Source organism: Ruegeria profundi (genome assembly GCF_020171505.1).
Lineage (GTDB): Bacteria > Pseudomonadota > Alphaproteobacteria > Rhodobacterales > Rhodobacteraceae > Ruegeria > Ruegeria profundi.
Genome location: NZ_JAIUZS010000001.1, coordinates 414,041 through 438,848 on the forward strand (window position 1 = coordinate 414,041; position 24,808 = coordinate 438,848).

The 24,808-nt window shown below is 55.9% G+C and carries 23 protein-coding genes and 2 tRNA genes; 17 read left to right on the forward strand and 8 right to left on the reverse strand.

The window, feature by feature from the left end; all coding sequences use genetic code 11:
* The first annotated feature begins 395 nt into the window (after nt 1-395).
* The 3 genes from LCM21_RS01930 (at nt 396) to gltA (ending at nt 4,154) form a co-directional block, all read left to right on the forward strand.
* Entirely contained in the window at nt 396-1,025 is a 630-nt protein-coding gene (locus tag LCM21_RS01930) for a Clp protease/crotonase-like domain-containing protein (protein WP_224889083.1), read from the forward strand.
* Between the two features lie 311 nt (nt 1,026-1,336).
* The gene (gene gltX, locus LCM21_RS01935) at nt 1,337-2,737 is read left to right on the forward strand and encodes a glutamate--tRNA ligase (RefSeq protein ID WP_224889084.1); all 1,401 of its coding nucleotides are present in this window, start codon (nt 1,337-1,339) and stop codon (nt 2,735-2,737) included.
* A 121-nt stretch (nt 2,738-2,858) separates the two neighbouring features.
* The gene (gene gltA / locus LCM21_RS01940; RefSeq protein ID WP_068332580.1) at nt 2,859-4,154 is read left to right on the forward strand and encodes a citrate synthase; all 1,296 of its coding nucleotides are present in this window, start codon (nt 2,859-2,861) and stop codon (nt 4,152-4,154) included.
* A gap of 45 nt (nt 4,155-4,199) precedes the next feature.
* Here the strand turns inward: gltA and LCM21_RS01945 are convergent, their stop codons facing one another.
* Nucleotides 4,200-5,264 (reverse strand): PA0069 family radical SAM protein, encoded by a 1,065-nt coding sequence (locus LCM21_RS01945; RefSeq protein WP_224889085.1) that lies wholly within the window; start codon nt 5,262-5,264, stop codon nt 4,200-4,202.
* A gap of 300 nt (nt 5,265-5,564) precedes the next feature.
* Between LCM21_RS01945 and LCM21_RS01950 the strand changes: the two genes are divergently transcribed.
* Both LCM21_RS01950 and LCM21_RS01955 read left to right on the forward strand, forming a co-directional pair.
* The gene (locus LCM21_RS01950) at nt 5,565-6,263 is read left to right on the forward strand and encodes a corrinoid protein (protein ID WP_068331454.1); all 699 of its coding nucleotides are present in this window, start codon (nt 5,565-5,567) and stop codon (nt 6,261-6,263) included.
* An 88-nt stretch (nt 6,264-6,351) separates the two neighbouring features.
* Nucleotides 6,352-7,017, forward strand: coding sequence for a DUF1638 domain-containing protein (locus LCM21_RS01955; RefSeq protein WP_224889086.1), 666 nt, complete (start codon nt 6,352-6,354; stop codon nt 7,015-7,017).
* A 6-nt stretch (nt 7,018-7,023) separates the two neighbouring features.
* Here the strand turns inward: LCM21_RS01955 and LCM21_RS01960 are convergent, their stop codons facing one another.
* Entirely contained in the window at nt 7,024-7,434 is a 411-nt protein-coding gene (locus LCM21_RS01960; protein ID WP_068331458.1) for a SufE family protein, read from the reverse strand.
* Between the two features lie 139 nt (nt 7,435-7,573).
* On the opposite strand from LCM21_RS01960, the gene LCM21_RS01965 reads away from it, so the two are divergent.
* A complete protein-coding gene (locus LCM21_RS01965) occupies nt 7,574-8,101 on the forward strand; it encodes a hypothetical protein (protein WP_224889087.1) in 528 nt (175 codons plus the stop codon).
* Nucleotides 8,102-8,107: 6 nt separating this feature from the next.
* Here LCM21_RS01965 and rnd read toward each other — a convergent pair whose 3' ends face one another.
* The 3 genes from rnd to purM form a co-directional block, all read right to left on the reverse strand.
* Nucleotides 8,108-9,265 carry a ribonuclease D gene (rnd, locus tag LCM21_RS01970; protein ID WP_224889088.1) on the reverse strand — a complete coding sequence of 386 codons (1,158 nt, stop codon included), beginning with the start codon at nt 9,263-9,265 and terminating at the stop codon, nt 8,108-8,110.
* A 115-nt stretch (nt 9,266-9,380) separates the two neighbouring features.
* Nucleotides 9,381-9,977: a phosphoribosylglycinamide formyltransferase gene (purN, locus tag LCM21_RS01975; protein ID WP_224889089.1), complete on the reverse strand. Its 597-nt coding sequence runs from the start codon at nt 9,975-9,977 to the stop codon at nt 9,381-9,383.
* Nucleotides 9,974-11,020: a phosphoribosylformylglycinamidine cyclo-ligase gene (gene purM / locus LCM21_RS01980; protein ID WP_224889705.1), complete on the reverse strand. Its 1,047-nt coding sequence runs from the start codon at nt 11,018-11,020 to the stop codon at nt 9,974-9,976. The genes purN and purM overlap by 4 nt, the downstream gene beginning before the upstream one ends.
* Before the next feature lie 354 nt (nt 11,021-11,374).
* On the opposite strand from purM, the gene LCM21_RS01985 reads away from it, so the two are divergent.
* A tRNA-Ile gene (locus LCM21_RS01985) sits at nt 11,375-11,448 on the forward strand.
* A 203-nt stretch (nt 11,449-11,651) separates the two neighbouring features.
* On the opposite strand, the gene LCM21_RS01990 is transcribed toward LCM21_RS01985, so the two are convergent.
* Together LCM21_RS01990 and LCM21_RS01995 are read right to left on the reverse strand one after the other, a co-directional pair.
* Nucleotides 11,652-12,371 (reverse strand): aspartate/glutamate racemase family protein, encoded by a 720-nt coding sequence (locus LCM21_RS01990; RefSeq protein WP_224889090.1) that lies wholly within the window; start codon nt 12,369-12,371, stop codon nt 11,652-11,654.
* Nucleotides 12,372-12,518: 147 nt separating this feature from the next.
* On the reverse strand, nt 12,519-13,439 hold the full coding sequence (locus tag LCM21_RS01995) for a LysR family transcriptional regulator (protein WP_224889091.1): 921 nt from the start codon (nt 13,437-13,439) through the stop codon (nt 12,519-12,521).
* A 100-nt stretch (nt 13,440-13,539) separates the two neighbouring features.
* On the opposite strand from LCM21_RS01995, the gene LCM21_RS02000 reads away from it, so the two are divergent.
* From LCM21_RS02000 to LCM21_RS02025, 6 genes are all read left to right on the forward strand, one after another.
* The gene (locus LCM21_RS02000; protein ID WP_224889092.1) at nt 13,540-14,673 is read left to right on the forward strand and encodes an enolase C-terminal domain-like protein; all 1,134 of its coding nucleotides are present in this window, start codon (nt 13,540-13,542) and stop codon (nt 14,671-14,673) included.
* On the forward strand, nt 14,670-15,920 hold the full coding sequence (locus tag LCM21_RS02005) for an NAD(P)/FAD-dependent oxidoreductase (RefSeq protein ID WP_224889093.1): 1,251 nt from the start codon (nt 14,670-14,672) through the stop codon (nt 15,918-15,920). Before LCM21_RS02000 ends, LCM21_RS02005 begins: the two co-directional genes overlap by 4 nt.
* 48 nt (nt 15,921-15,968) lie before the next feature.
* Nucleotides 15,969-16,946: a TRAP transporter substrate-binding protein gene (locus LCM21_RS02010; RefSeq protein ID WP_224889094.1), complete on the forward strand. Its 978-nt coding sequence runs from the start codon at nt 15,969-15,971 to the stop codon at nt 16,944-16,946.
* A 69-nt stretch (nt 16,947-17,015) separates the two neighbouring features.
* The gene (locus tag LCM21_RS02015; protein ID WP_224889095.1) at nt 17,016-17,549 is read left to right on the forward strand and encodes a TRAP transporter small permease; all 534 of its coding nucleotides are present in this window, start codon (nt 17,016-17,018) and stop codon (nt 17,547-17,549) included.
* A 4-nt stretch (nt 17,550-17,553) separates the two neighbouring features.
* A complete protein-coding gene (locus tag LCM21_RS02020; RefSeq protein WP_224889096.1) occupies nt 17,554-18,867 on the forward strand; it encodes a TRAP transporter large permease in 1,314 nt (437 codons plus the stop codon).
* Nucleotides 18,828-19,796 (forward strand): AEC family transporter, encoded by a 969-nt coding sequence (locus tag LCM21_RS02025; protein ID WP_224889097.1) that lies wholly within the window; start codon nt 18,828-18,830, stop codon nt 19,794-19,796. Before LCM21_RS02020 ends, LCM21_RS02025 begins: the two co-directional genes overlap by 40 nt.
* Here the strand turns inward: LCM21_RS02025 and LCM21_RS02030 are convergent.
* On the reverse strand, nt 19,793-21,112 hold the full coding sequence (locus tag LCM21_RS02030; protein WP_224889098.1) for an ATP-binding protein: 1,320 nt from the start codon (nt 21,110-21,112) through the stop codon (nt 19,793-19,795). The two genes, LCM21_RS02025 and LCM21_RS02030, sit on opposite strands and share 4 nt — an antisense overlap.
* Nucleotides 21,113-21,156: 44 nt before the next feature.
* Here LCM21_RS02030 and LCM21_RS02035 point away from each other — a divergent pair, with 44 nt between their 5' ends.
* The 4 genes from LCM21_RS02035 (at nt 21,157) to LCM21_RS02050 (ending at nt 24,745) form a co-directional block, all read left to right on the forward strand.
* Nucleotides 21,157-22,071 carry an MBL fold metallo-hydrolase gene (locus tag LCM21_RS02035; RefSeq protein WP_224889099.1) on the forward strand — a complete coding sequence of 305 codons (915 nt, stop codon included), beginning with the start codon at nt 21,157-21,159 and terminating at the stop codon, nt 22,069-22,071.
* 77 nt (nt 22,072-22,148) lie between these two features.
* A tRNA-Asn gene (locus LCM21_RS02040) sits at nt 22,149-22,223 on the forward strand.
* 168 nt (nt 22,224-22,391) lie between these two features.
* Complete coding sequence (locus LCM21_RS02045) at nt 22,392-23,696, forward strand: hemolysin family protein (RefSeq protein WP_224889100.1); 1,305 nt, start codon at nt 22,392-22,394, stop codon at nt 23,694-23,696.
* A 362-nt stretch (nt 23,697-24,058) separates the two neighbouring features.
* Nucleotides 24,059-24,745 carry a DUF6629 family protein gene (locus LCM21_RS02050; RefSeq protein ID WP_319003898.1) on the forward strand — a complete coding sequence of 229 codons (687 nt, stop codon included), beginning with the start codon at nt 24,059-24,061 and terminating at the stop codon, nt 24,743-24,745.
* The last annotated feature ends 63 nt before the right edge of the window (nt 24,746-24,808 follow it).

Here is a 24,808-nt window from a genome sequence, read left to right on the forward strand (position 1 = left end):
TTTTTGAGCTGTCTTTGTAGCAGGCTCTTGCCAAGTTACATACAATAAGGAGCGCAATACTGCTTGTGATTTCTTGCCATTTTGACCAATGAACGGCAAAAAACTGTGCTTTCAAAAGTAATTCGCTTTCTGTTAAGCCTTAGACAACTCCATCAATCTGTTCCTGATTATTAACGCACGACGCCGCGCCCTCAAAGACCATGAGGCGACGGCCTTACATCTTGCGTCGGAAAAGCCTCATGGCGACACAGCGGTTACGCTAGCTTACCCGAGCTGTTTGAAATGAAGATAGTTTTGAGTAATTACTGAAATTCAAAACAAGATTATGGTTATTGGCAGAAAATCACATGAAAGAAAATGTACAGCAACCTATGTAGCTGATGGAGGCAACGTACATGAAACTCAGATTTTTTTGGACTTTTGCAGCAATCATATTCGCGGTATCTAGCGCGAACGCCAGTTGCACGGAAACGAATAGTGATATCGCTTTAGGATGGGCTGAATCGCCTCATGTCTCAGCATGGGCTAACGTTGATTCAGACTGTAAAGCGTGGACTTTTATCTCAATCGACGGCCCGCTCGAACGCTCGACTTTTAGGGCAATAAACGCAGCCATGTTGGAGAGTATGTCGGCTGGCGTCTTCACTGACCGCATGGTTTTTATCCTAAACTCTCCTGGGGGTGATTTGGATGGCGCGTATCTAAGCGCACTAGGTATGCACGGAGCAACGACTGTGATACTCGAAGATGGCCAATGTGCTTCGGCTTGTACGATTTTATTCGCGGCTGGAGAAAACCGTGTTATTGCCAAAGGTGGTTTACTGGGTATTCATTCTGCTTATTACTCCGGCAGCGGAGAACAGGCGCTTCTTGGGAACATTAAAGTAGTCAACTTTTTGGAAAGCCAGGGTGTAAAACATAAGCGAGTTATGGAGCTAATGAATACGACACCCGGAACCGACATGGTTTGGCTAAACGCGCAAAACACCAAAGCTCTTGGGTTTGCGACAAGGATAGCAAACTAGCAGGCGTCAAAATGGTAACGGGTCACATAGCCATGAATATCGCTGAACACACATGCCGCTCATCCAGCATGTCCTAGTGGCCAGCTAAACCTGACAAGTTCTTCAGTCTACCACAACGCCCTACTACCCGCTTGCCTCCCCATGTTTCCCCGTTGTACATCGCGCGGTAACAAATAGCGCAGGAATAGCTGTACTCGTTATGGTTCAAAAGGGTTAAAAGTGGGTATAACGCACTATGTAGGACCCCTTAACCCATTGGAATATATCGCCAAATTTCCTAGCATCAGTATTCAAAAGGTTAATTTTCCAAAATGCCCGATCAGGTTGTCACCCGCTTCGCCCCGTCGCCCACCGGCTTTCTGCATATTGGTGGTGCCCGTACCGCCCTGTTCAACTGGCTCTATGCGCGGGGGCGCGGTGGGAAGTTCCTGCTGCGGATCGAAGACACCGACCGGGAACGCTCGACACCCGAAGCAACAGCGGCGATTCTTCAGGGTATGGAATGGCTTGGACTGGATCATGATGGTGATGTGATCAGCCAGTTCGAGGGTGCAGAGCGTCATGCTGAGGTGGCGCATCAGTTGCTGGCGGAAGGAAAGGCATACAAGTGCTTCTCGACCCAAGATGAAATCGCCGCATTCCGGGAAAAGGCGCGGTCCGAGGGTCAATCGACCCTGTTCCGCAGCCCTTGGCGTGACGCTGACCCGACGACCCACCCGGATGCACCCTTTGTAATCCGCATCAAAGCACCTCAGAACGGAGCAACCGTGATCCGGGATCAGGTACAGGGTGACGTGACCATCCGCAACGATCAGTTGGATGACATGGTCCTGCTCCGCTCCGACGGTACGCCGGTCTATATGCTGGCAGTGGTTGTGGATGATCACGACATGGGCGTGACCCACGTGATCCGCGGCGACGACCACCTGAACAATGCGGCGCGCCAAATGATGATCTACGAAGCGATGGGCTGGGACGTCCCGGTTTGGGCACATATTCCACTGATTCACGGCCCGGATGGCAAAAAGCTGTCGAAACGCCACGGCGCATTGGGGGCGCAGGAATATCAGGCGATGGGCTATCCAGCCGCTGGTATGCGCAACTACCTTGCGCGCCTCGGCTGGAGCCACGGTGACGATGAGTTTTTTACCGACGCGCAGGCAAAAGAATGGTTCGATCTTGACGGAATAGGTAAAAGCCCGGCCCGTTTCGATTTGAAAAAGCTAGAAAATCTCTGTGGCCAGCATATCGCCATTTCCGATGATGCTGCGCTGCGGCATGAAATCGGTGCATATCTGCAAGCCGCAGGGCGCCCTGGTCTCACCGAGACACAAAATAGTGATTTGGAACGTGCGATGTATTGCCTCAAAGATCGGGCACGCAAATTCCCGGAATTGCTTGAAAAGGCTCATTTTGTATTGACATCTCGACCGATTGAGATGGATGAAAAGGCTGCAAAAGCCTTTGAGTCAGTATCCGATGGTATACTGAAAGAATTGACGCCGCATGTGCAAAATGCTAGCTGGTCGCGAGACGGACTGGAGGAGGCGCTCAATGCCTTTGCAAACGACAAGGGCATAAAGTTCGGCAAGCTGGCTGCCCCCTTGCGGGCGGTCTTGGCAGGCCGTGCTGTAACTCCTTCGGTTTTTGATATGATGCTTGTGCTGGGGCGCGAAGAAACCTTGGCACGGATGACTGACGCAGCGAACTGAAACTGATTTTATTTTCAGGTAACGCTGCTCCGCTATGAAACGGAAAGCACATTAGTGTGTGACCGCAGACCGCAGGGCCGATAACTCGTTTGGCATGCGCATGAACGAAGAAGGGACAATGATGACCGACAGCCAGAAAACAGCCACCCTCAACATACATGGCGAAAAATACGAGTTGCCGGTTCACTCGCCGACTGCTGGTCCGGATGTTATCGACATTCGCAAACTCTACAGCGACGCTGGCGTGTTTACCTATGATCCTGGTTTCACCTCGACAGCTAGCTGTGACAGCACCATCACCTATATCGATGGTGAAAAGGGCGAACTGCTGCATCGTGGCTATCCGATCGACCAACTGGCAGAGAAATCGCACTTCCTCGAAGTTTGCTACCTGCTTTTGTACGGAGAGCTGCCAGCAGCCAAAGAGTTGGAGAACTTCGAAACTACCATTACCCGTCACACGATGCTGCACGAACAGATGCAGTATTTCTATCGTGGCTTCCGCCGTGACGCGCATCCGATGGCGATCATGGTTGGTGTGGTCGGTGCTATGTCGGCGTTCTACCACGACTCCACCGACATCTCGGACCCTCACCAGCGCGAGGTCGCCTCGCACCGCCTGATCGCCAAAATGCCGACCATTGCGGCCTGGGCGTACAAATATCATACCGGCCAGCCCTTCGTTTACCCGCGAAACGATCTGGACTATGCTTCGAACTTCCTGCGTATGTGCTTCAGCGTTCCGGCCGAGGAATATGAGGTCAACCCGATCCTGAGCCGTGCAATGGATCGTATCTTTACCCTGCACGCCGACCACGAACAGAACGCTTCGACGTCGACCGTGCGTCTGGCGTCGTCTTCCGGTGCGAACCCGTTTGCCTGTATCGCGGCCGGCATCGCCTGCCTGTGGGGCCCTGCCCATGGTGGTGCAAACCAGGCCTGTCTGGAAATGCTGGAAGAAATCGGCAGCGTTGACCGCATCCCCGAGTTCATTGACCGCGCGAAGGACAAGAACGATCCGTTCCGCCTGATGGGTTTTGGCCACCGCGTCTATAAGAACTTCGACCCGCGTGCGAAGGTTATGAAGCAGTCAGCTGACGAAGTTTTGGATCTGCTGGGCGTCGAAAACAACCCGAAACTGCAGGTCGCGAAAGCACTGGAAAAACAGGCTTTGGAGGATCCGTATTTCGCCGAGAAGAAATTGTTCCCCAACGTTGACTTCTACTCGGGTATTATCCTCGAAGCGATGGGCTTCCCGACCTCCATGTTCACGCCTATCTTTGCGCTGTCGCGCACCGTCGGCTGGGTGAGCCAGTGGAAAGAAATGATCGCTGATCCACAGAACAAAATCGGCCGCCCGCGCCAATTGTACCTGGGCGAAACCTTGCGCGACTACGTAGATATCGAAAAGCGCTGATAGCACCAAATCACAAAAGCCCCGGTCGATTGTCCGGGGCTTTTTCTATAGAAGGCTCAGCTGATCACCAATCTGGGCAGGCCGCGCAAACAGATCACATCTAAGAGGCGGCAGTTTCACAGCAAGGCCAAATCGTTTTACCGCCAGCTTGAACCGCTTGGCGATCAATTCCGCATACTCACCTTGCCCGCGCATGCGGTGCCCCCACCGCGGGTCATAGTCCCTGCCCCCATGCATTTCCCGCAGCTTGGACATGATTTTTTCAGCCCGCGCAGGCTCGTTGGTCTCCAACCATTCTTGCCACAGTGTCGAGACTTCGCGCGGCAGGCGCAGCATGATCCAGCTTGCGGCATCTGCGCCCGCATCCCTGCCCGCCTCCAACAGATGTTCCAACTCGTGATCCGTGAGCCCCGGAATGATCGGCGAGGTCATGACTCGTACAGGAACGCCCGCGCCCGTCAGTCGACGAATAACGGCCAAACGACGCTGAGGCGAAGGTGCGCGCGGCTCCATCCGACGGGATAAACCTGCGTCCAGCGTGGTCAGAGAAATCCCCACCCGCACCAATCCTTGATGCGCCATCGGGGCCAAAATATCCAAGTCACGCTCGATCAACGTTCCCTTCGTTACGATTCCGATGGGGTGATTGAACTCTTGTAAGACGGAGAGGCAATCCCTTGTAATCAAGCGTGTCTTTTCAACCGGCTGGTAAGGGTCAGTATTCGTACCAAGAGCGATGGGCGCGACTTTGTATCCCTTCGCAGACAGCTCACTACGCAGTACCTCGGCCGCGTTTGGCCGCGCGATCAGGCGCGTTTCGAAATCCAAACCCGGCGATAGGCCGAGATAGGCATGAGTCGGACGCGCGAAACAATAGACGCAGCCATGCTCACATCCGCGGTACGGATTGATCGAACGATCGAAAGGTAAGTCTGGTGAGCGGTTGTAGGTAATCAGGCTGCGCGCAAATTCATCCCGTACATCCGTACGCAGCGGTGGGATATCTTCGTCTATGTCCCACCCATCGTCGCAGCGAACGGTGTCGAATTTCTCGAACCGCCCTGAATGGTTAGTGGCAGTTCCCCGCCCTCGGATATGCGGCGCAGTCATATTTGTTCTTTCTTTGTTCTCAATCTTAGTGATAATCAGAAAAACGTAAACGGACAAGCACTCCACGCAAATTCAGAGGTTTGCCAGCTAATTTTCCCAAATGACACGGTCTAGGATCTATTGAACGGAATGCAGGATGATCATGCAGATAATTCTGTCGTGGGATGTTAGAATCTGGCGTATAGGTCGGTCCCGAAACTACTGAGGTCGCAATCGTCACAGTAAAACTGCGACGTTTTGGCCAAAACGGAAAAAATGCCACCAAGGGCCGATGGTCCAAAAAGCTTAGGGAAACGACCCATGTCCGATGAAGAAGACATCGTCCTGTCCGAACTGAATGACGACGAACTGGTCGAACAGATGTTCGACGATCTTTATGACGGCCTGAAAGAAGAAATCGAAGAAGGCGTGAACATCCTGCTGGAACGCGGCTGGACGCCTTATGACATTCTGACCAAAGCTCTGGTCGGCGGTATGACCATCGTTGGTCACGACTTCCGCGATGGTATCCTCTTTGTGCCCGAGGTTCTGCTTGCGGCGAACGCAATGAAGGGTGGCATGACGATCCTCAAGCCGCTTTTGGCCGAAACTGGCGCACCACGTGTGGGCAAAATGGTCATCGGCACTGTTAAGGGCGACATCCACGACATCGGCAAGAACCTTGTGTCGATGATGATGGAGGGCGCAGGGTTCGAGGTGGTCGATATCGGCATCAACAACCCGGTCGAAAACTACCTTGAGGCGTTGGAGACTGAACAGCCGGACATTCTGGGCATGTCGGCCCTGCTGACCACGACCATGCCGTATATGAAGGTTGTAATCGACACGCTGGTCGAACAAGGCCTGCGCGAAGACTATATTGTTTTGGTCGGTGGTGCGCCGCTGAACGAAGAATTTGGCAAAGCGATCGGCGCAGATGCCTATTGCCGTGACGCGGCGGTTGCTGTTGAAACCGCCAAAACCTTCGTGTCGCGTAAACACAATCAACTGGCCGGCTGAACGGACAATCAGATTGTTCCAAAGCCGTCCGGTTTGCGGGCGGCTTTTTTGTTTTCCTGCCGACCACATACTATCCAAGGGGCGCTTAATGCAGCCAACTGAATTACCAGATGATGCCAGCCTGACAACCTCAGGTTACAACTCTGATTCCCAGGGGCGGATATTGTTGTTGGCCTGCGGCGCCCTTGCGCGTGAGATTCTGGACCTGAAGCGTCGAAATGGTTGGGATCACATGGCGCTGACTTGCCTTCCTGCAATCCTGCATGTTCACCCGGAAAAGATCACTCAGGCCGTACAGGAAGCCATCGAAAAACATCGCGAAAACTACGATCAGATTTTTGTCGTCTATGCCGACTGCGGCACCGGTGGTCTGCTAGAGAAAGCGTGTACTGAATTGGGCGTTGAGATGGTCAAAGGCCCCCATTGCTATTCTTTCTTCGAGGGGAATCAAGCATTTGAGGCGCGAGGTGAAGATGAAGCAACGGCGTTTTACCTCACCGATTTTCTGGCCCGCCAGTTCGATGCGTTTGTCTGGAAACCCCTGGGTTTGGATCGGCACCCCGAATTGCGCGATATGTATTTCGGTAACTACACAAAGCTGGTCTACCAAGCACAGATCGATGATCCAAACCTGACAGCCCGCGCCCGCGACTGTGCCGACCGGATGGGTCTGGAATTCGAGCGACGGTTTACCGGATACGGCGACCTTGAGACCACCCTTGCCGATTGGGCGAACCGCAAACCTTTAGATTAGACCCTATCAGGCGTTCTCTTGCGCGACCTCGCGGATGCGTTCGATCATAGCGCGCAAACCGTTCGATCGCTGCGCAGACAGGTGGTCGTTCAAGCCCAAACGCGCCAGCTCACCCCCTGCGTCGACCTTTGGGACCTCGCTAACCGGTAGACCGTTGTACAACGACCGCAAAACGGCGATCAGCCCTCGCACAATCAAGGCATCACTATCGCCGTCGAACCGAAAGACACCACCTTCGATGATTGGGTGCAGCCAGACTTGACTGGCACAGCCGTCAACCTTGGTTGCAGGAACTTTGAGCGCATCGTCCAGTGGGTCCATCGCCTTGCCCTGTTCAATGACATGACGATACCGGTCTTCCCAGTCCTCCAGGAACTCAAAATCCTCGACGATCTCTTCAAAGGCAGGTGTTGCCATGTTGCGGCGATCCTTTCATTGCAACCACAATTGTGAACTATGCCGCGGAACTATGCCTGTCCACCCCTTTGCGTGGCTTTTCAATCAGCGGAAAGTGCGATAACCCGTTGCAGGACTTACTGCTCTGGACGTTGAGACCATGCAAAAATCGTTTACTGTTCTCTTGGTGGCCACGCTAACCCTGTCTGCCTGCAACAGTTGGAGCAACTCTCGGGCGAACCCGTCTAATTGGTTCGGGTCCAGTACGTCCACGGAAACGGTGGATACAACCACCTATGATCCAAACGCCCTTGTGCCCGAAGTGTCAGAGGGCGGAGGTCTGTTTTCCCGACCAGTACCTGAAGATACCAGCGTTCCGATCACGCGAATTGATGAATTGAGGATTGATCCGACGCCTAACGGAGCGATCATATTTGCGTCAGGAACAGCAAGCCGGCAAGGGGCATACGACGCCCGGCTCGTTCGTTCTGAAAATGAAGAGAATCAGGAGAACGGCGTTCTGGAGTTCGTCTTTCGAGTGACTTATCCCGAAAGAGCGACAAATCAGGGAACCGAACGCTCACGCATGGTCTCTGACGCCATCAACATCAGCAAGGACGACTTGCAAGCCACCCGTTTGGTTCGGGTTATCGGGCAGCAAAACACACTGGAGTCGCGGCGCCGCTAAGCTGCGTTACAGGGCAACAACCGTGACGTTTTGTCCTTGGGCGGCCAATGCGATTTTGCCTTCACACAGCTTCAACGCATCCTCGCCGAACACTTCGAACCGCCATCCTGACATCGAGGGCAATTCACGCTCACCCGCAGCAATCTGATCCAGTTCCGAACTGGTGGCAATTAGCTTTGCCGCCACGCCTGAGCTTTCGGTTTTCGATTTCAACAGCACCCGCAGCAAGTCTGCCAAGGCCGGGTTTACCTTCAACTTGTCGCGACTGTTGTCCACCTTGGGCATTTCATCTGCCGGACAGTTCAAACCCTTATCAATGGCGGCCAGAATCCCTTCTGCAATCGCCCCTTTTCGCGCTTCGCGCAACAGCAGGCGCGAACCGCCCAGATCAGACGGCGTTCTGGGCTTGGTCGAGGCGAGCTCAATCAGCGCATCATCTTTGAACACCCGGCTGCGGGGGACGTTGTTATCCTGGGCGTAGGACTCGCGGAACTGGGCCAATTCGCGCACCACGGCCAGAAATCTGGCGGAATTTGTGCGTGTTTTTACACGCTTCCACGCATCCTCGGGGCGGATGTCATAGGTTTCCGGCTGGGTCAGCGTCCGCAATTCCTCAGCCACCCAATGACTACGTTTCGTTTTCTTCAGTTGCGCTGCGAGGTGTTCATAAATCTGGCGGAGATGCGTCACATCAGCCAGAGCATAGCTTTTTTGCGCATCCGTCAGCGGCCGCCGCGACCAATCCGTAAAGCGCGATGTTTTGTCGACACCCTGTTTGCAGATCTTGCGCACCAGCGTCTCATAGCCCACCTGCTCACCAAAGCCGCAGACCATGGCGGCGACCTGAGTGTCAAACAGTGGTTTGGGAAAGATGCCCGCTTCGACCCAGAAGATTTCAAGGTCCTGACGCGCGGCGTGGAAAACCTTGACCACATCCTCGTTTTTGAACAGCGCGTAAAGCGGATCCAAAGAAAGCCCCTCGGACAGGGGGTCCAGCAAAACCGCGCTGTCTTCATCGCTGGATGGAAACGCCAGTTGCACCAGACAAAGCTTTGAGTAGTATGTCCGTTCGCGCAGGAACTCGGTGTCTACGGTGACATAGTCATATTGCGCCGCGGCCTTGCAGAAATCGGCCAGCTCTTGCGTCGTTGTAAGGGTTTTCATACGCCGTACTGTTCTTGCTTTTGTTTTCAGCGGTTGGAGGCAGTTCTTTGCCGTACCCAACCGTAGTGCGGACCATAGGACGATTATGACAGGCGTGTAAATCACCCTGAGAGTTTCAGGGCAGCAACACCGGAGTCCGGTCTCCATTGGCGTATCGGCGCAACACTGCGGGATAAAGCTTGTGTTCCCAAATCAGAACCTTGGCGGCAAGGCTTTCAGCAGTGTCGCCTGCTTCAATCCTGATCCGCGCCTGTCCCAGGATCGGGCCGTCATCCAACGCCGCTGTGACCTCGTGAACCGAACATCCGTGCTCCGTCTCACCGGCCTCGATAGCGCGGGCATGCGTGTTGAGGCCCTTGAACTTTGGCAGCAGTGACGGATGAATATTCAACATCCGCCCCTGAAATCGAGAAACAAAGTCTCCTGTCAGAACCCGCATGAATCCCGCGAGGCAAATAATGTCAGGCTGCGCCTGCTCCAGCGGTTTCAGCAATTCAGCCTCGAATGCCGCACGGTCGCCCTTGAAGGGGCGGTGGTCCACGGCAGCCGTTGGAATTCCGCGTGCGGCGGCCTTTTTCAACCCACCTGCCTCAGCATCGTTCGACAGCACCAAACATGGCCGCGCCGGGTGGTCGCCGACCATGCTGTCGACCAGCGACACCATGTTGGATCCGCCCCCTGAAATCAGGATGGCAACGCGTTTATGGGTCACAACAATTGGCCTGTGTATGCCACACCAGGCGTTTCTGTAACGGTGCCAATGTGGGCAACGGTTTCACCGGCTTCGGCCAGCAGGACGGTTAGTTCGTCAGCACGCTCTTTGGAGCAAACAACGATCATGCCGACGCCGCAGTTGAAGGTTTTTAGCATCTCGGTCTTGTGGATGCCGCCGGTTTCGGCCATCCAGCGGAAGACGGGCGACAGGTCCCAGGCATTCAGGTCAATCGCGGCCCCCATCCCTTCGGGCAAGACGCGCGGCAGGTTCTCGGTCAAACCGCCCCCGGTGATATGAGCCAGCGCATGCACCCCCCCTGCCCGGATCGCCTGTAGCACTGGCGTTACATACAGCCGTGTCGGCGTCAGCAGCGCCTCACCCAGCGCCCCATCGCCAAACGGCGAAGGCGAGTCCCAGCTTAACCCGGAAAGATCAACCAATTTGCGGACCAGAGAATAGCCGTTTGAGTGCACTCCGTTTGAGGCAAGCCCAAGCAGGACATCACCCTTCTGCACGTCCGCTGGTAAATGCGACCCGCGTTCCATCGCACCAACCGAGAACCCGGCTAAATCAAAATCGCCATCCGGATACATGCCGGGCATCTCAGCCGTTTCACCGCCGATCAGGGCGCAGTTGGACTGCACGCAGCCCTCGGCAATACCTTCGATGATCCGGGCAGCGGTATCCGTGTCCAGCTTGCCGGTTGCAAAATAATCCAGGAAAAACAAGGGCTCTGCGCCTTGACAGACCAAATCATTTACGCACATCGCAACAAGATCAATGCCCACGCCATCAACCACGCCGGTGTCGATAGCAATTCGCAGTTTTGTTCCCACACCATCCGTCGCGGCAACAAGAATTGGGTCTTCGTATCCCGCAGCCTTGAGATCGAACAGAGCGCCAAATCCGCCAAGTCCGCTCATCACACCCGCCCGGTTCGTCCGTTTGGCCGCAGGCTTGATCCGGTCTACCAGAGCGTTCCCAGCATCAATATCGACACCCGCATCCGCATAGGTGATTCCGTTCTTGCCAGTTGTCATGTCCAGCCCCTCATGAATGGTTCCCGCGCGGGTTAGTCGATTGTGAAGCTTGTTGCAACGGTCAGGCTTGACGCGGCCATCCACCGTGATACGCAAAGCCCTCAGGCGGACATGCAGCACAAATGGTCTGAGCAATGCGCTTAAAACGATTTGGTTGAGGTTCTTGCCTTTTTTGGTGGGCATACGTCCGCTGATTGGTTGATCCTGTCGACAAGCAAAAGGCTTTGAGACCGGGAAATCGACGAACTTCTTACTAGCCCGATTGACAATGGAGGGGCTTGCAAGAAAATTCGATCAGATCGATCGATCACCCTTGGCGTCGCGGCAACATTGCTGTAACCAACGCCTGCTCCTGGGGGATTAGCTCAATTGGTTAGAGCAGAGCGCTCATAACGCTTTGGCTGGGGGTTCAAGTCCCTCATCCCCTAGGTGAGCAGCCGTCGAGAATTACGGCTATTCCTTTCAAAATCATACATCAGGCAACTGTTGTTAAGCATCTGCCCAGCATGGGCTTTTCAAGATACGCTCGTTTCAAACGACGTCGACCGAACCGAATCGTTTCACCAAAGATAACACTTGGCCGGCCTGATACTTTGATCGCCCCGATGCAAAAGACGGTCGCGCGCCCGCCCTAGTTGTCCCGGTATGCTCTTGGCTGTAGCCCAGACTGAAACCAGCTGACCAAAGAGACGATAGAGTAAACCGGCAGTCCGGTTGCCTGTTGAATGTCGGCGGCATATGGGCACATGTTCGTGCATTCCAACACTAACGCACCAAGGTCTTGATGCGCTTCTTTCATCGCAAGCGCAGCCTCGACGTTTTCGGCGCGGGCTTTTTCGACGTCTAGCGTTAATTCGTTATCCAGAATTGCCCGGGTGAATTCCTGCCCTCCCTCGGTCGAGCCGATGGGCGTGCCTTTGGGAACCCGCGCGCTGCGCAAATGGGCGTCGGTGAGGGTCGAGGCTGATATGGTTAGCACCCCTGCCCGTTTTCCCGCAGGCAGAACCCTGTTCACCATCTCGACCTGCATCAGCGATGAGGTGACGACCGGTACTGGCACCGCCTCGGATAGCTCTTTTTGGAACAGCGACAGGAACCCGCAATTGGTGGTGATCCCGTCCACTCCGTCTTTCACCAACTCATGCGCAGCAGCAATAAAGGCATCCAGCGTTCCTTCGGCTCCGCGGCGCACGACCAGATCGGGCGAGGCATCCCTAACGATGCGATAGTGTACAGGGAACGGCCAGGTCAATGCGTTGCCCATGTCACCCGGAATGCGAGGAAAGCGCGCGTCCAGCATCAAAATACCCACCGAAGCGCCGTATATCGATTTTCCGCCAGTTGCGATCATCACTCACCCCCCGCTTTTCAGTGTCACGCGTTGTAGTCAGAGTTATGTTTCGACGCGCGAAACGCAGAGTTCCCGCAGTACAGATAAAGGTCAACAGGTAAATCTGTACGCGCTCCAGAGCTAAAAGTTACCACTAAAACCAACACTTTAAACCATGTCCCCAGCCGGGTCCGTTTGTAAGGAGAATGCCTGCATCGCTGGCGTGAGCTGGGCCAGAAATTCTTGAGCAATTGTCGACAGCGGGCGCCCCTTCGCAGTGATTATGGCAAGATCCAAAGTGACCGCGGGCCGGAAGGGTCGGGTTTGATATCCCCCCTCGGCATCGAAGCTGACCGTGAAAGGATCAATCACCGCAACCCCCAGGCCCTGTTTGACAAAGCTTAACAGGTTTTCGGACAAATGCGTGTGAATCTGCGTTCTCCACGTCCGATTGGCCGCTTGAAAAACATCACGTGTCCCGCGGTGGGTCTGATGCTCTGGCCCCATCACGATAAAGGGTTCATTCTCTAGCAACTCAGGGGTCAGCACATCGTATCGGGCCAGATGGCTGCCTTCGGGAAATGTGGCCACCGTTTCGAACCTGAAGACCTGAGAGTTGAGCGTGTCGTGCAAGATCGGCACCTCAACCACGCCCACTTCGAACAGGCCCGAGATCACCCATTCTTGAATCTTCGAGGAGTATTGCGACTGGAAGCTGACCGACAAATTCGGGCGGTTGGCCGCGAAACGCGCGATCTCACGGGGCACAAAGCCAAAAGACAGCATATGCGGCGCGGCTACCTGCAACTGACCGGGGTGTTTGTTTTGCAAATCCGTCACGGCTTGCGCCACATGATCTAACCCCCTCACGACGGTATCAACCTCGCGATACAGCAGATCGGCCTCTGGCGTCGGCAGCAACCGGCCTTTGCTGCGTTCGAATAATGGTAATCGGGCTTCGCGTTCCAACTGCGCCAAAAGGTTGCTGATACCGGGTTGCGAGATACCCAGCACCGACGCGGCCCCGGTCACTGTCCCTGTCTCCATGATGGCGTGAAACGCCTGTAATTGCCTGAACCGAATGGACATCGCCCTTGACTCATCACTTTATCTGATACCCTTCCTATAACATAGTATTTGAAATGATATAGCTGCCTTGGCACGGTTCCTGACAACAACCGGGGGACCGATGAGCAATTTGAACCAGACCATCACGGGGTTTGACCTTTGGCACCTTGAGCTGCCTGTCAGATCACGGCGCAACCACGGGATCGGGTCGGTCCAAGGCAACTGCGAGGTGGTGATTCTGCGCCTGACCTCAGACGATGGGACTGAAGGGTTTGGCGAGGCGTCGCCGTGGTCCGTCTTTACTGGAACGCCCGAAGCAACCTTTGCGGCGCTTGATCGATACCTCCGCCCATTGGTCATCGGATCTTGCGTCGCAGATCGGTCCGCGATCATGTCCAGGGCCGCCTGTGCCGTCGCCCATTGCACTGAAGCCAAAGCCGCATTGGAGGCTGCCCTGCTGGATTTGACCGGACGCATAAGCGGTTTGCCAGTCTGGTCGCTGATGGGTGGGATGTGCCGGAATGAAATTCCACTAAGCTGTTCAATCGCCAACCCTGATTTCACACAGGATATTGCCCTGCTGGGCCAGCTGCGCGAGGATGGCGTTCGCACCGTCAAAGTAAAGACGGGCTTCAAAGACCACGCGTTCGATATCATGCGGTTGGAACATTTGGCGCAGCATTTCCCCGAGTTTTCGGTACGTGTCGACTATAATCAAGGCTTGTCAATCGAAACCGCCGCGGCCCAACTGCGTGACATCGCCCAATTCAAGCCGGATTTCATCGAACAACCTGTTCGCGCGTATCTGTTTGGGATGATGGCTGAACTGCGTGGTCAGATCCCTGTGCCGCTGTTGGCGGATGAAAGCGTATTTGGACCAGAAGACATGGAACGCGCAGCGCGTGAGGGCATCTGCGATGGTGTCTCGGTCAAGATTATGAAATCAGGTGGGCTTAGCCGCGGTCAGACGGTGGCTCGCATCGCCGCCACCCATGGGCTTAGCGCCTATGGCGGTGATATGTTCGAGGCAGGTCTGGCCCATCTGGCCGGAACCCACATGATCGCCGCGACCCCTGAAATCAAACTTGGGTGTGAGTTCTACCAAGCCTCATATTTCCTGAAAGAGGACATTCTTGAAGAGCCGTTCCATGTTCAAAACGGGCAGGTCATAGTCCCCGAAACGCCCGGGCTGGGCGGCCGCCCGGATCTGGGCAAGCTAGACCACTATGCCGTGGTAAAGGCGGTGGCAGCATGAACGAGCGAAAAACGATCGCTATCATCGGTGCCGGCATTGTTGGCGTGTCGGCGGCGGTCTGGCTGCAACGGGACGGGCATGACGTGGTCCTTATCGACAAAGCTGGGCCCGGCGAGGGCACCTCACACGGGAATGGAGGGGTCCTCGCGTCTTGCTCGATCATTCCTGTTACGGTTCCAGGATTGCTTGGGAAAACGCCGCGAATGCTGTTCGATCCGTCGCAGCCATTGTTCCTGAAGTGGGGCTATCTTCCCAAGCTTCTGCCTTGGCTGGTCCGGTACCTGAAACATGCAAACGCGAAGGATGTGGACCGCATCGCCGCAGCGCTTACGCCCATAGTCGGCGACAGCCTGAACGATCATCAGGCGCTGGCGCAAGGCACCGGGGCCGAAAAATGGATCGTCCCATCGGATTACCTGTTTCTATATGAAAACCGCCGACATTTCGAACGCGACGCCTTTGGCTGGGGTATTCGGCGCAAACATGGGTTTGAATGGGAAGAACTCGAAGGCGAGGCTTTCCACGCCTACGACCCGATCTTCAGCCAGGATATCGGCTTTGCCGCAAGGCTGGGCGATCACGGCCACATCACCGACCCCGGTCGGTACGTAAAAGACCTAGCCGCGCATGTCGAGGTCAATGGTGGCCGGACCATCCGTGCCGCTGTCGACGACGTGGTACGCGAAAACGGTAAGGTCACCGGTGTCCGGGCGGGCGGCGCAACAATTCACTGCGACACCGCCATTGTTACCGCCGGCGTCTGGTCCGGGCCTCTGGCCAGCAAACTGGGTGTTTCCGTTCCGCTGGAAACGGAACGCGGGTATCATCTTGAATTGGTGGAACCTTCCGCAATGCCGAGAAGTCCGGTTATGGTGGCCTCAGGCAAGTTTGTGGCCACACCGATGGATGGCCGCATAAGGCTGGCCGGTATAGTGGAGTTCGGCGGGCTGGACGCGCCGCCCTCGCGGGCTCCGTTCGAACTGATGCGCAACAACGCCCGGGCGGCCTTTCCCGGCGTGACCTGGAAGGACGAAGTGGAATGGATGGGGCACCGGCCAGCGCCTGCAGACTCGATCCCGATCATCGGAGAGGTTCCGGGGGTGAGCGGTGCGTATATGGGCTTTGGCCACCATCACATTGGCCTTACAGGCGGGCCAAAAACAGGGCGTCTTTTGGCGCAAATGATCGGCGGACGTACACCCAACACGGATATCAGCGTTTACGCACCGTCAAGATACACAGGCTAACAACCGGTGAACAACACCGGCAAAACCAACACTAAATGGGAGATCAAAATGACAAAACTAACAAGCCTTCTGGCAGCAACGGCACTGACAGCGGCCGCAGCCGCTCCGGTCGCGGCCGAAAAATGGGACATGCCGATGGCCTATTCGGCGTCGAATTTCCATTCCGCGACCGGCGCTGAGTTCGCCAAATGCGTAACAACCGGCACCGGCGGTGAGATTGAAATCGTAACCCACCCCTCGGGGTCACTGTTCAAGGGCGCGGACATCAAACGCGCCATCCAAACCGGGCAAGCCCCGATTGGTGAGCGTCTACTGTCCGGTCATCAGAATGAAAACGCGCTGTTCGGCTTTGACTCGATCCCATTCCTCGCCACATCCTTCGATGACAGTGAAAAATTGTGGGAAGCCGCCAAGCCCACGATTGAAAGTCTTCTGGCCGAACAGAACCTGACACTGCTTTATGCTGTTCCCTGGCCGCCGCAGGGATTGTATTTCAAGAACGAGGTTAACTCGGTCGCGGATATGAAAGGCATCAAGTTCCGCTCGTACAACAATGCCACATCGCGCCTGGCCGAGTTGACAGGCATGCTGCCAGTGACAATCGAAGCAGCTGAGATAAGCCAGGCCTTTGCGACCGGTGTGGCGGACTCGATGGTGTCATCGGGCTCAACCGGATATGATCGCAAGGTTTGGGAAAGCCTGAACTATTTCTATGAAGTGGATGCCTGGCTGCCGCGTAACTACGTGATGGTGAATTCAGACGTTTGGTCGGGCGTGTCTGATGCCAACAAGAACGTCATCAAGGCTTGTGCGGGATTGGCCGAATATGCGGGCAACTGGCGTGCCAAGGAATACACCGGGTTCACTCTGCAAGGCTTGCGCGATGGTGGCATGACAGTTGGTCCGGCCTCGGAGCAGATGGTCAACGAATTGAAAGAAATCGGCGTCACCATGACCAACGAATGGCTGGAAGCGGCGGGTAACGAGGGCAAAGCCATCGTCGACGCTTTCCGTGCGCAGCAGTAGCCTATCTGACGCGGGCGGCAGTGATTTGCCGCCCGTGCTTTATCCGAACAAAACAAAAGCGGGGACGGTATGGCAGCATTGCGAGGGCTTCGGTCCGTACTGGATTTCATCTATCTGGCGGCGGGCGTTCTGGCCGCGCTGAGCCTGGTTGCCATTCTGGTCCTGATCGTGGTGCAGATGCTGGCCCGTTGGACGGGTGAGGTCTTTCCCGGCGCGCCTGACTACGCCGGTTACGCAATGGCCGCAGCTTCGTTTCTGGCTTTTGCCAACGCCTTGAATCGGGGTAGTCATATCCGTGTCTCGATCCTGCTGAATGCGGTGCCGCACAAGTTCCGCCGTGTTATTGAAGTCTGGTGCTTCACCATCGGTGCCGCAGTGATGTGGTATTTCTGCTGGTACGCCTACCGCTTTGTCTATTGGAGCTGGAAATTCAACGACATCAGCCAGGGCCAAGATAAAACCCCCCTTTGGATACCCCAATCCGCCATGCTGATCGGCGCAGTCATTCTGGCCATCGCGCTGACCGATCACCTGATCCATGTTCTGTTCCGGGGCGACCACCGCATCACCCGCGATCTCGCCGATCAAAGCCACGGAGAGTAAGGGCATGGAAAACGCGTCAATCATCATCCTCTTTCTCTTTGTCCTGTTCACTCTGCTTGGCACCGGCGTCTGGGTCGGCCTCGCCCTGATGGGCGTCGCCTGGGTCGGGATGGAGCTGTTCACCACCCGCCCTGTCGGAGATGTCATGATCACGACGATCTGGTCGGCTTCCTCCTCGTGGACGCTGACGGCGCTGCCGATGTTCATCTGGATGGGTGAAATCCTGTACCGAACGCGATTATCTGAAGATATGTTCAAAGGCCTCTCACCGTGGATGGGCCCCCTGCCGGGCGGTTTGGTGCATACCAATATCGTGGGATGCACGGTCTTTGCAGCGGTGTCCGGTTCCTCAGCGGCCACACTGACCACAGTCGGCAAGATGTCGATCCCAGAACTACGCAAGCGCAACTATCCCGAACGCATGATCATAGGCACGCTGACCGGCGCGGCAACTCTGGGGCTTATGATCCCACCGTCGCTAACGCTGATCGTCTATGGCGTGACCATCAACGAATCGATCACAAAGCTGTTCTTTGCAGGTATCCTGCCGGGATTGGTTTTGGCCTTCATGTTCATGGGCTATGTCGCGATTTATTCGAAGATCGGTAAAGACTGGGCCCCGGATCAGGAAAACAAACTGAGCTTTGCCGAAAAGATCAGGAATTCGCGCTTTTTGCTTCCGGTGATCCTGTTGATCGTAGTTGTGATCGGATCAATGTATCTGGGTTATGCCACAGCGACCGAGGCCGCCGCCTTTGGCGTGATCGGAGGGCTGCTGCTGGCTGCCAGTCAGGGCTCGCTTAGCTGGAAGACTTTTGCCGAAAGCCTAATGGGAGCAACACGCACGAGCGCCATGATCGCGCTGATCCTGGCGGGTGCGGCGTTTCTTTCCCTGTCGATGGGCTTTACCGGTCTACCGCGCGGATTGGCCGATCTGATTGCCCAGTGGGACCTGACCCGGTTCGAACTGCTGATGGTGCTGCTGGTCTTTTACATCATTCTGGGGTGTTTCCTTGACGGTATTTCTTCGGTCGTGCTGACCATGGCCGTGGTCGAGCCGATGATACGTGACGCCGGGATCGATTTGATCTGGTTTGGCATCTTCATCGTGGTCGTGGTCGAGATGGCGCAGATCACACCGCCCATCGGGTTCAACCTGTTTGTGATGCAGGGCATGACCAATCACGAGATGAGCTATATCGCCCGCGCCGCGATCCCGATGTTTCTGATCATGGTGGTGATGGTTTTCGTGCTGATCTGGTTCCCGGAACTGGCAACGTGGCTGCCGGACAACCTGCGCCAAAGCCCGACCGGGTAGCATCTTTGAACCCGCTTTTGATCGCCGCCCGCAACGGGCCTTATGTTCTGCTGACGGGTTTGTTTGCCGGGTTACTGCTGCCGGGTTTGGCTCAGCCCATGCGCCCGTTTCTGCCGGCGATGGTGGTGTTGCTGCTTTTCGTTACTGTGCTGCGCATGGAACCGAGGCGCATATTCGGGTCGCTGCATGATTTGCGCCGGGTTGTGATGGGGGTCTTCGGTCTGCAACTCGCCTTGCCCTTGACCGTACTGGCGGTTGGCGCGTTGGGCGGGTGGCTGGACTCACCTGCCTTGTTCGCCTTGCTGGTCATGACTGCGGCCCCGTCGATTGCCGGAAGCCCGAATATGTGCCGGATGATGGGCTACCCATCAGAATACGCCTTTCGTTTGTTGGTGATTGGAACGGCATTGTTGCCCCTGACCATGGCGCCGGTTTTCTGGCTGGCGCCGCAACTGGATGGAATCGGTGCCGTGATGTGGGCAGCGGCAAGGTTGCTGATCACCATTGTCCTTGCAACGATGGCTGCGATCTTTGTCCATCACACATTTCTGCGCAATCCATCGCCCAAAACCGAAAGCGCCCTTGATGGCCTCGCACATATCACGCTGGCCGTTTTTGTAATTGGTCTGATGCCATCACTCAGCGAAGTCATTCTGACCGATCCAAAGCGAGCGTTGCTGTGGATTGCTTTCGCCTGTCTGGCCAATTTTGGGTTACAGCTGATTTGCTATCAGCTGTCCCGTATGCGTTTTTCACCGGGGGAGGCGACCGCGGTGTCGCTGATCGCGGGCAATCGCAACATAGCGCTGTTTTTCGTCGCGCTTGCACCCGAGATCACCGAACCGATCATGGTTTTTATCGGTGCCTACCAGATTCCCATGTACTTGACCCCGCTTGTGATGCGGCGAATCTACCGGAACAGCGCCTAGCGACCGATGATGATATCGGCGCAAAGGCCGCCCAAACGCTCACTTTTGCTCAGGCGCAGTACGCCCCCATGGGCGCGTGCAATGTCCGAGACGATGGCAAGACCTAGTCCCACACCGCTGCCCCTGTTCTGATTGCGCGCGGGATCAAGGCGCGAGAATGGCTTGATCGCCTCAGACCGTTGTTCGGGCGGGATGCCGGGCCCGTCATCTTCAACGCGGATGCGCATGGATTTTGGCGTTATAGACAAGCTGATATCGGCGCGTTCACCGTAGCGGACTGCGTTTCCGATCAAGTTTTCCACGGCGCGCCGCATCGCGGTCGGACGTAGCGCAATTGTGCCTTCCCCCTCGACCGAAACAAGGGCAACCTCATGCCCCGCTCTGCATGCGTCTTTCACGATTTGCTCAATCAACGCTATCGGCTCAACGGTTTCCGGGGACCCTTCGGTTGTCCCCTGCGAAAACTCAAGAAACGAGTCCAACAGTAGCTGCATTTCGTCAACATCTTGCTTCAAGGGCGCGGCTTCATCCTCGGGCAACATCGACAAGCCCAATTTCAGACGCGTTAGCGGCGTGCGCAAATCATGGCTGACACCGGACAGCATCATGGTCCGCTGCTCCATCTGGCGTTCGATACGTGCGCGCATGTCCAGAAAAGCGCTGCCCGCGGCGCGGACCTCGATCGCACCGCCGGGCGAATACGGCACCACCCTACCCCGACCGAAAGCTTGCGCAGCTTCGGCCAGCCGGGTGATCGGACGCAACTGATTGCGCATATACAGGAAAGAAATTGTTGTCATGACGACCGCAAAAAACACCATCGTCACGATCAACTGATGCGGCGCCGCCGGGGACAGCCGACGGCGGTCAAACTTCAGTTGCAGCAATCCGAGATCAGTATTGATGTACAACCTTGCTTCCTGACCGCTGGGCAAAGCTACGCCCTCGATATCGGGCAACAATGCCCTCAGGTCGGCCTCGACCCGCGGCGCGATAAAATCATACCAGCGACGCTGCCCGATCATGGGTTCTTCGTTGATACCTAGGAAACTGGCTGTCATGGACAGCGCCTTCAAATCAGGACGCGCGGCCGCCAGGGCCTCTTGCTGCGTTTCTGCGCCCTCCATCACGCCCACAACCAAAAGAACTTCCCGCGACGCCGCGCGGGTCATTTGTTCGGTGACGTCTTCCAGGTGTTTTTGCAGAAATGCGATCCCAACGACCAGCAACACGACAACCACCGGCAGGACCAGTATCAGCGCAGCGCGGGCATAGAGGCTGCGCGGCATATAGGGTTTGAGCCAATCCGCGGACATGCGCTAAACCTAACGGGCTGTTACGACAAGAGAAAGAGCGCAGAATGCAGGCTCCTGACGATTTCAACCCACCCACTGGCGTAGCTATAGAGCTTGTGCCGGGTTTGCGGCGTATTTTGGCCCCGAATCCATCCCCGATGACATATCGCGGAACCAACACCTATTTGTTGGGCGCAACCGAACTTGCCGTAATCGACCCCGGGCCGCTAAGCGAGTCACATCTGAACGCGATTCTGGATGCGGTCCAGCCCGGTCAGAGGATCAGCCATGTCATCGTCACACACAGCCATCTGGATCATTCACCCTTGGCGCGTCCACTTGCCGACCGTACCGGAGCACCGGTTCTGGCCTTTGGCGGGCCCGACGCCGGACGCAGCATGGTCATGGCTGAACTTGCTCAGAACGGGCTGGCGGGTGGTGGTGAAGGCATTGATACCGCTTTCCGCCCAGATAGCGAACTACCAGACGGCGCGCTTATCTCTGGTGCGGGCTGGCAGCTTGAGGTGATTCATACGCCCGGTCATCTGGGCAATCATATCGCTTTGGGCTGGGGCGATGTCTGTTTTACCGGGGATCACGTGATGGGATGGGCCAGTTCGCTTGTCTCGCCCCCGGACGGCGACCTGACCGATTTCATGACAGCCTGCCACCGCCTGCGCTCACGTGATTGGTCGGTCTTTCACGCCGGGCATGGCGCGCCGATCACCGAACCCGGCGCGCGGTTGGATTGGCTGATCAATCACCGCCTGACCCGCGAGGCGCAGATCTTGTCGGCGCTGGAAGATCAGCCCGGCACAGCCAAAGACTTGGCCCGGAGAATCTATGTAGAGACTCCAGCCGCCCTGCTACCTGCTGCCGAAAGAAATGTTTTCGCTCACCTCATCGATTTGCTTGGAAAACATCAGGTCTCAGCACAAGGACAGCTTTCGGTAAACGTCGAATTTAAAAGGCAAACCTGAACCGCCATAAGTTTTTTGCGAAATCGTTACTTTCCCCTCTGGACGGGAAAAATCGGGATTGTTATACGCCCCTCAGTTCCGGCGTAGCTCAGCGGTAGAGCAGTTGACTGTTAATCAATTGGTCGTAGGTTCGATCCCTACCGCCGGAGCCAAATTCCCCCCGCGTTTCCACTGAGCTGCGAGCAAACTATTTCTTGCCCCCAACACGGGCAACTTCGTTTGCAGTTTTAGAAGCCGCAAAGCCTTTGCAGATGGGGATTGTGACGGATATTCTATTCGGCGCGTTTCCTTGGCTTCGTTTTGGTCAAATTGGTTTTTGCATGTATCTCGAAATTGCTATCCTTCTTGCCCTCATTTGCCTGAACGGCCTTCTGGCCATGTCTGAACTTGCGGTCGTTTCTTCGCGGCCCTCGCGGTTGCAGACGCGGGCTGAGCGAGGCGACCATGGTGCGCAAGTTGCTCTGCGCTTGGCTGATGAGCCGGGGCGGTTCCTGTCGACCGTACAAATCGGCATAACACTTGTGGGTGTTCTGTCTGGCGCGTTTTCAGGTGCAACGCTAGGTATCAGAATGGCCGAAGCCCTTCCCGGGCTTGGTCTGCCTGAGCGGTACGCCACCCAAGTCGGCGTCGGGATCGTTGTTGTCGTCATCACCTATTTGTCGCTGATTGTGGGCGAACTGGTGCCCAAACAAATCGCATTGTCCAACCCCGAGGCGGTCGCCTCCCGCGTCGCACCCGCAATGCGGTTTCTGTCGATTGTGGCCCTACCGTTGGTTTGGTTTCTCGATCGGTCAGGCAAGCTGGTGCTCACCGTCTTCCGCCAGTCTGGCCGCCGAGAGTCCGGGGTAAGCGAAGAGGAAATCCGAACGCTTATCGCTGAGGCAGAAGGCGCTGGCGTGATCGAAAAAGCCGAGACGGAAATGATCGCAGGGGTAATGCGTATCGCTGACCGGACCGCAAGGGGTCTGATGACACCCCGCCACGATCTTGAAATTGCCGACGCTCAGGAAGACAAGGCGGCCATCCTCGCCCGCTTCCAAGCCTCAGGCCGGTCCCGACTGCCGTTGCGGGATGGTGCCGCGGACGATGTGATTGGCGTGCTACACAGCCGAGACTTGCTGCACGCTCCGGAAAAAGGCTTCGATGCGCGGGCGTATATGCAGCCGGCAACTATCATCAACGACACGATGCCCGCGATCCAGGTCATCGAACGACTGAAGGACGCGGCGGTTCACATCGTGCTTGTGTTTGACGAATACGGGCATTTCGAGGGGATCGTTACACCGATGGATATCCTTGGTGCCATCACGGGCGGGTTTGACGAGACCGAGCAGGCAGAGCCTAAAGTGATCGAGCGAGACGATGGCTCACTTATCGTGGCCGGATGGATGCCGGTCGACGAATTCGCGGATCGTCTGGGCCTGCAACTAAAACAGACACCTCAGTTTGAAACGGTTGCTGGGCTCGTTCTTGATTATGCGGCGAAACTTCCACAGGTCGGGCAATTCGTCGTTGTTGATGGCTGGGTGCTGGAGGTTATCGATATGGACGGGCGCCGCATTGACAAACTTCTTGTGTACAGGACTGAGGAAGCGGCCCCCTCCTACGCGAAAGGTCAGATATGACCCCGGAGACCGCCTTGTGCCAGGCTGACGAACGTAGCCGACGCTCGTTTTTCGATAGTAAGTGAGAAAAATGGTGATAGCACGCTTGGCCATCCTCTGCGCCTTGCATCCATTATCCGCCGCTCAGGCGAGCGCGCACGCAGATTGAGGCAAATCAAAGCGATGGCGCGCACCGCCTGCTAGCAACAAAGCGCATTCGGTGGGACGTTGTGGGACGTACTGTGTTCTGTGGCCTGATCCCTCAGGCAAGGCTGAACCGGTAGCTTTTGGTGTTCAGAGATCAACCGCGAAGACAGAGTTCGCAACCAAGGGACCCCCGCAGCGGCCCGACATGAGCGGTTGGAGAAGGGAGAGACAGACCTGTGTGCTTTTCAGCCTCTGCAAGTTTTGCGACAGCAGCCGTTTTGATGCCAGTCGCCGCAATCACTTTGACAACCGCCAGCCGATATAACCGCAAATACTTGGGCTTTGCCGTCTTCCCGTTGTTTTTTGGAATTCAGCAAGCTTTGGAAGGCGGGCTTTGGCTTAGTCTTGGACAGGGCGGACCTGAGACTACACATTGGTTTGCCATCGGCTTCCTTTTCTTTGCCTACTTCTTTTGGCCTTTTTGGGTTCCACTTTCCGCATATTTTGTCGAACCAAAGCGGCATCTGAAACGCATTTTTCTGATTTTTTCCCTATTGGGCGCCTTGCTTGGGGCTTTCTTGTTCGCCCCCCTTCTATTTCTGGATGAGCCGCTTCCAATCCATATTGTACAACACTCGATTCACTACAGCTCGCCGCTGATGTGGGACAGCATCATGCTGCGAACGCTCATCCGCGGAGTCTATGCGATTATCGTTTGCGCGCCCATTCTGCTGTCTTCGATCAGTGCCGTAAGAATGTTCGGGTTTCTAACTACTCTGTCAGTCATTGGTGGATTTGTAGTCGCGCATTATGCCTTCACATCGATCTGGTGTTTCGCCGCAGCCATCCTCTCGTGCTATGTGCTTTTTATTATACGGGAGGCATCCAAAAGCGTTCCAACACACAGACCAAACGAAATCTGAAAGTCGCCGTCGTGGATTCACCTGCACGCGTACCCAAGTGCCGCTGCGCGCGATCGTGGCACG

What these genes read in the sequence shown, in the direction of transcription:
- rnd (WP_224889088.1), bottom strand. Translation starts at nt 9,265, where the DNA reads ATGAAAACCCTTACAACGACGCAAGAGCTGGCCGATTTCTGCAAGGCC.
- LCM21_RS01955 (WP_224889086.1), top strand. Translation starts at nt 6,352, where the DNA reads ATGCAGCCAACTGAATTACCAGATGATGCCAGCCTGACAACCTCAGGT.
- LCM21_RS02020 (WP_224889096.1), top strand. Translation starts at nt 17,554, where the DNA reads ATGGAAAACGCGTCAATCATCATCCTCTTTCTCTTTGTCCTGTTCACT.
- purM (WP_224889705.1), bottom strand. Translation starts at nt 11,020, where the DNA reads ATGACAACTGGCAAGAACGGAATCACCTATGCGGATGCGGGTGTCGAT.
- LCM21_RS02015 (WP_224889095.1), top strand. Translation starts at nt 17,016, where the DNA reads ATGGCAGCATTGCGAGGGCTTCGGTCCGTACTGGATTTCATCTATCTG.
- LCM21_RS01945 (WP_224889085.1), bottom strand. Translation starts at nt 5,264, where the DNA reads ATGACTGCGCCGCATATCCGAGGGCGGGGAACTGCCACTAACCATTCA.
- LCM21_RS01960 (WP_068331458.1), bottom strand. Translation starts at nt 7,434, where the DNA reads ATGGCAACACCTGCCTTTGAAGAGATCGTCGAGGATTTTGAGTTCCTG.
- LCM21_RS01930 (WP_224889083.1), top strand. Translation starts at nt 396, where the DNA reads ATGAAACTCAGATTTTTTTGGACTTTTGCAGCAATCATATTCGCGGTA.
- LCM21_RS02000 (WP_224889092.1), top strand. Translation starts at nt 13,540, where the DNA reads ATGAGCAATTTGAACCAGACCATCACGGGGTTTGACCTTTGGCACCTT.
- LCM21_RS02030 (WP_224889098.1), bottom strand. Translation starts at nt 21,112, where the DNA reads ATGTCCGCGGATTGGCTCAAACCCTATATGCCGCGCAGCCTCTATGCC.
- gltA (WP_068332580.1), top strand. Translation starts at nt 2,859, where the DNA reads ATGACCGACAGCCAGAAAACAGCCACCCTCAACATACATGGCGAAAAA.
- LCM21_RS01995 (WP_224889091.1), bottom strand. Translation starts at nt 13,439, where the DNA reads ATGTCCATTCGGTTCAGGCAATTACAGGCGTTTCACGCCATCATGGAG.
- LCM21_RS01965 (WP_224889087.1), top strand. Translation starts at nt 7,574, where the DNA reads ATGCAAAAATCGTTTACTGTTCTCTTGGTGGCCACGCTAACCCTGTCT.
- gltX (WP_224889084.1), top strand. Translation starts at nt 1,337, where the DNA reads ATGCCCGATCAGGTTGTCACCCGCTTCGCCCCGTCGCCCACCGGCTTT.
- LCM21_RS02035 (WP_224889099.1), top strand. Translation starts at nt 21,157, where the DNA reads ATGCAGGCTCCTGACGATTTCAACCCACCCACTGGCGTAGCTATAGAG.
- LCM21_RS02005 (WP_224889093.1), top strand. Translation starts at nt 14,670, where the DNA reads ATGAACGAGCGAAAAACGATCGCTATCATCGGTGCCGGCATTGTTGGC.
- LCM21_RS01950 (WP_068331454.1), top strand. Translation starts at nt 5,565, where the DNA reads ATGTCCGATGAAGAAGACATCGTCCTGTCCGAACTGAATGACGACGAA.
- LCM21_RS02010 (WP_224889094.1), top strand. Translation starts at nt 15,969, where the DNA reads ATGACAAAACTAACAAGCCTTCTGGCAGCAACGGCACTGACAGCGGCC.
- LCM21_RS02045 (WP_224889100.1), top strand. Translation starts at nt 22,392, where the DNA reads ATGTATCTCGAAATTGCTATCCTTCTTGCCCTCATTTGCCTGAACGGC.
- LCM21_RS01990 (WP_224889090.1), bottom strand. Translation starts at nt 12,371, where the DNA reads ATGATCGCAACTGGCGGAAAATCGATATACGGCGCTTCGGTGGGTATT.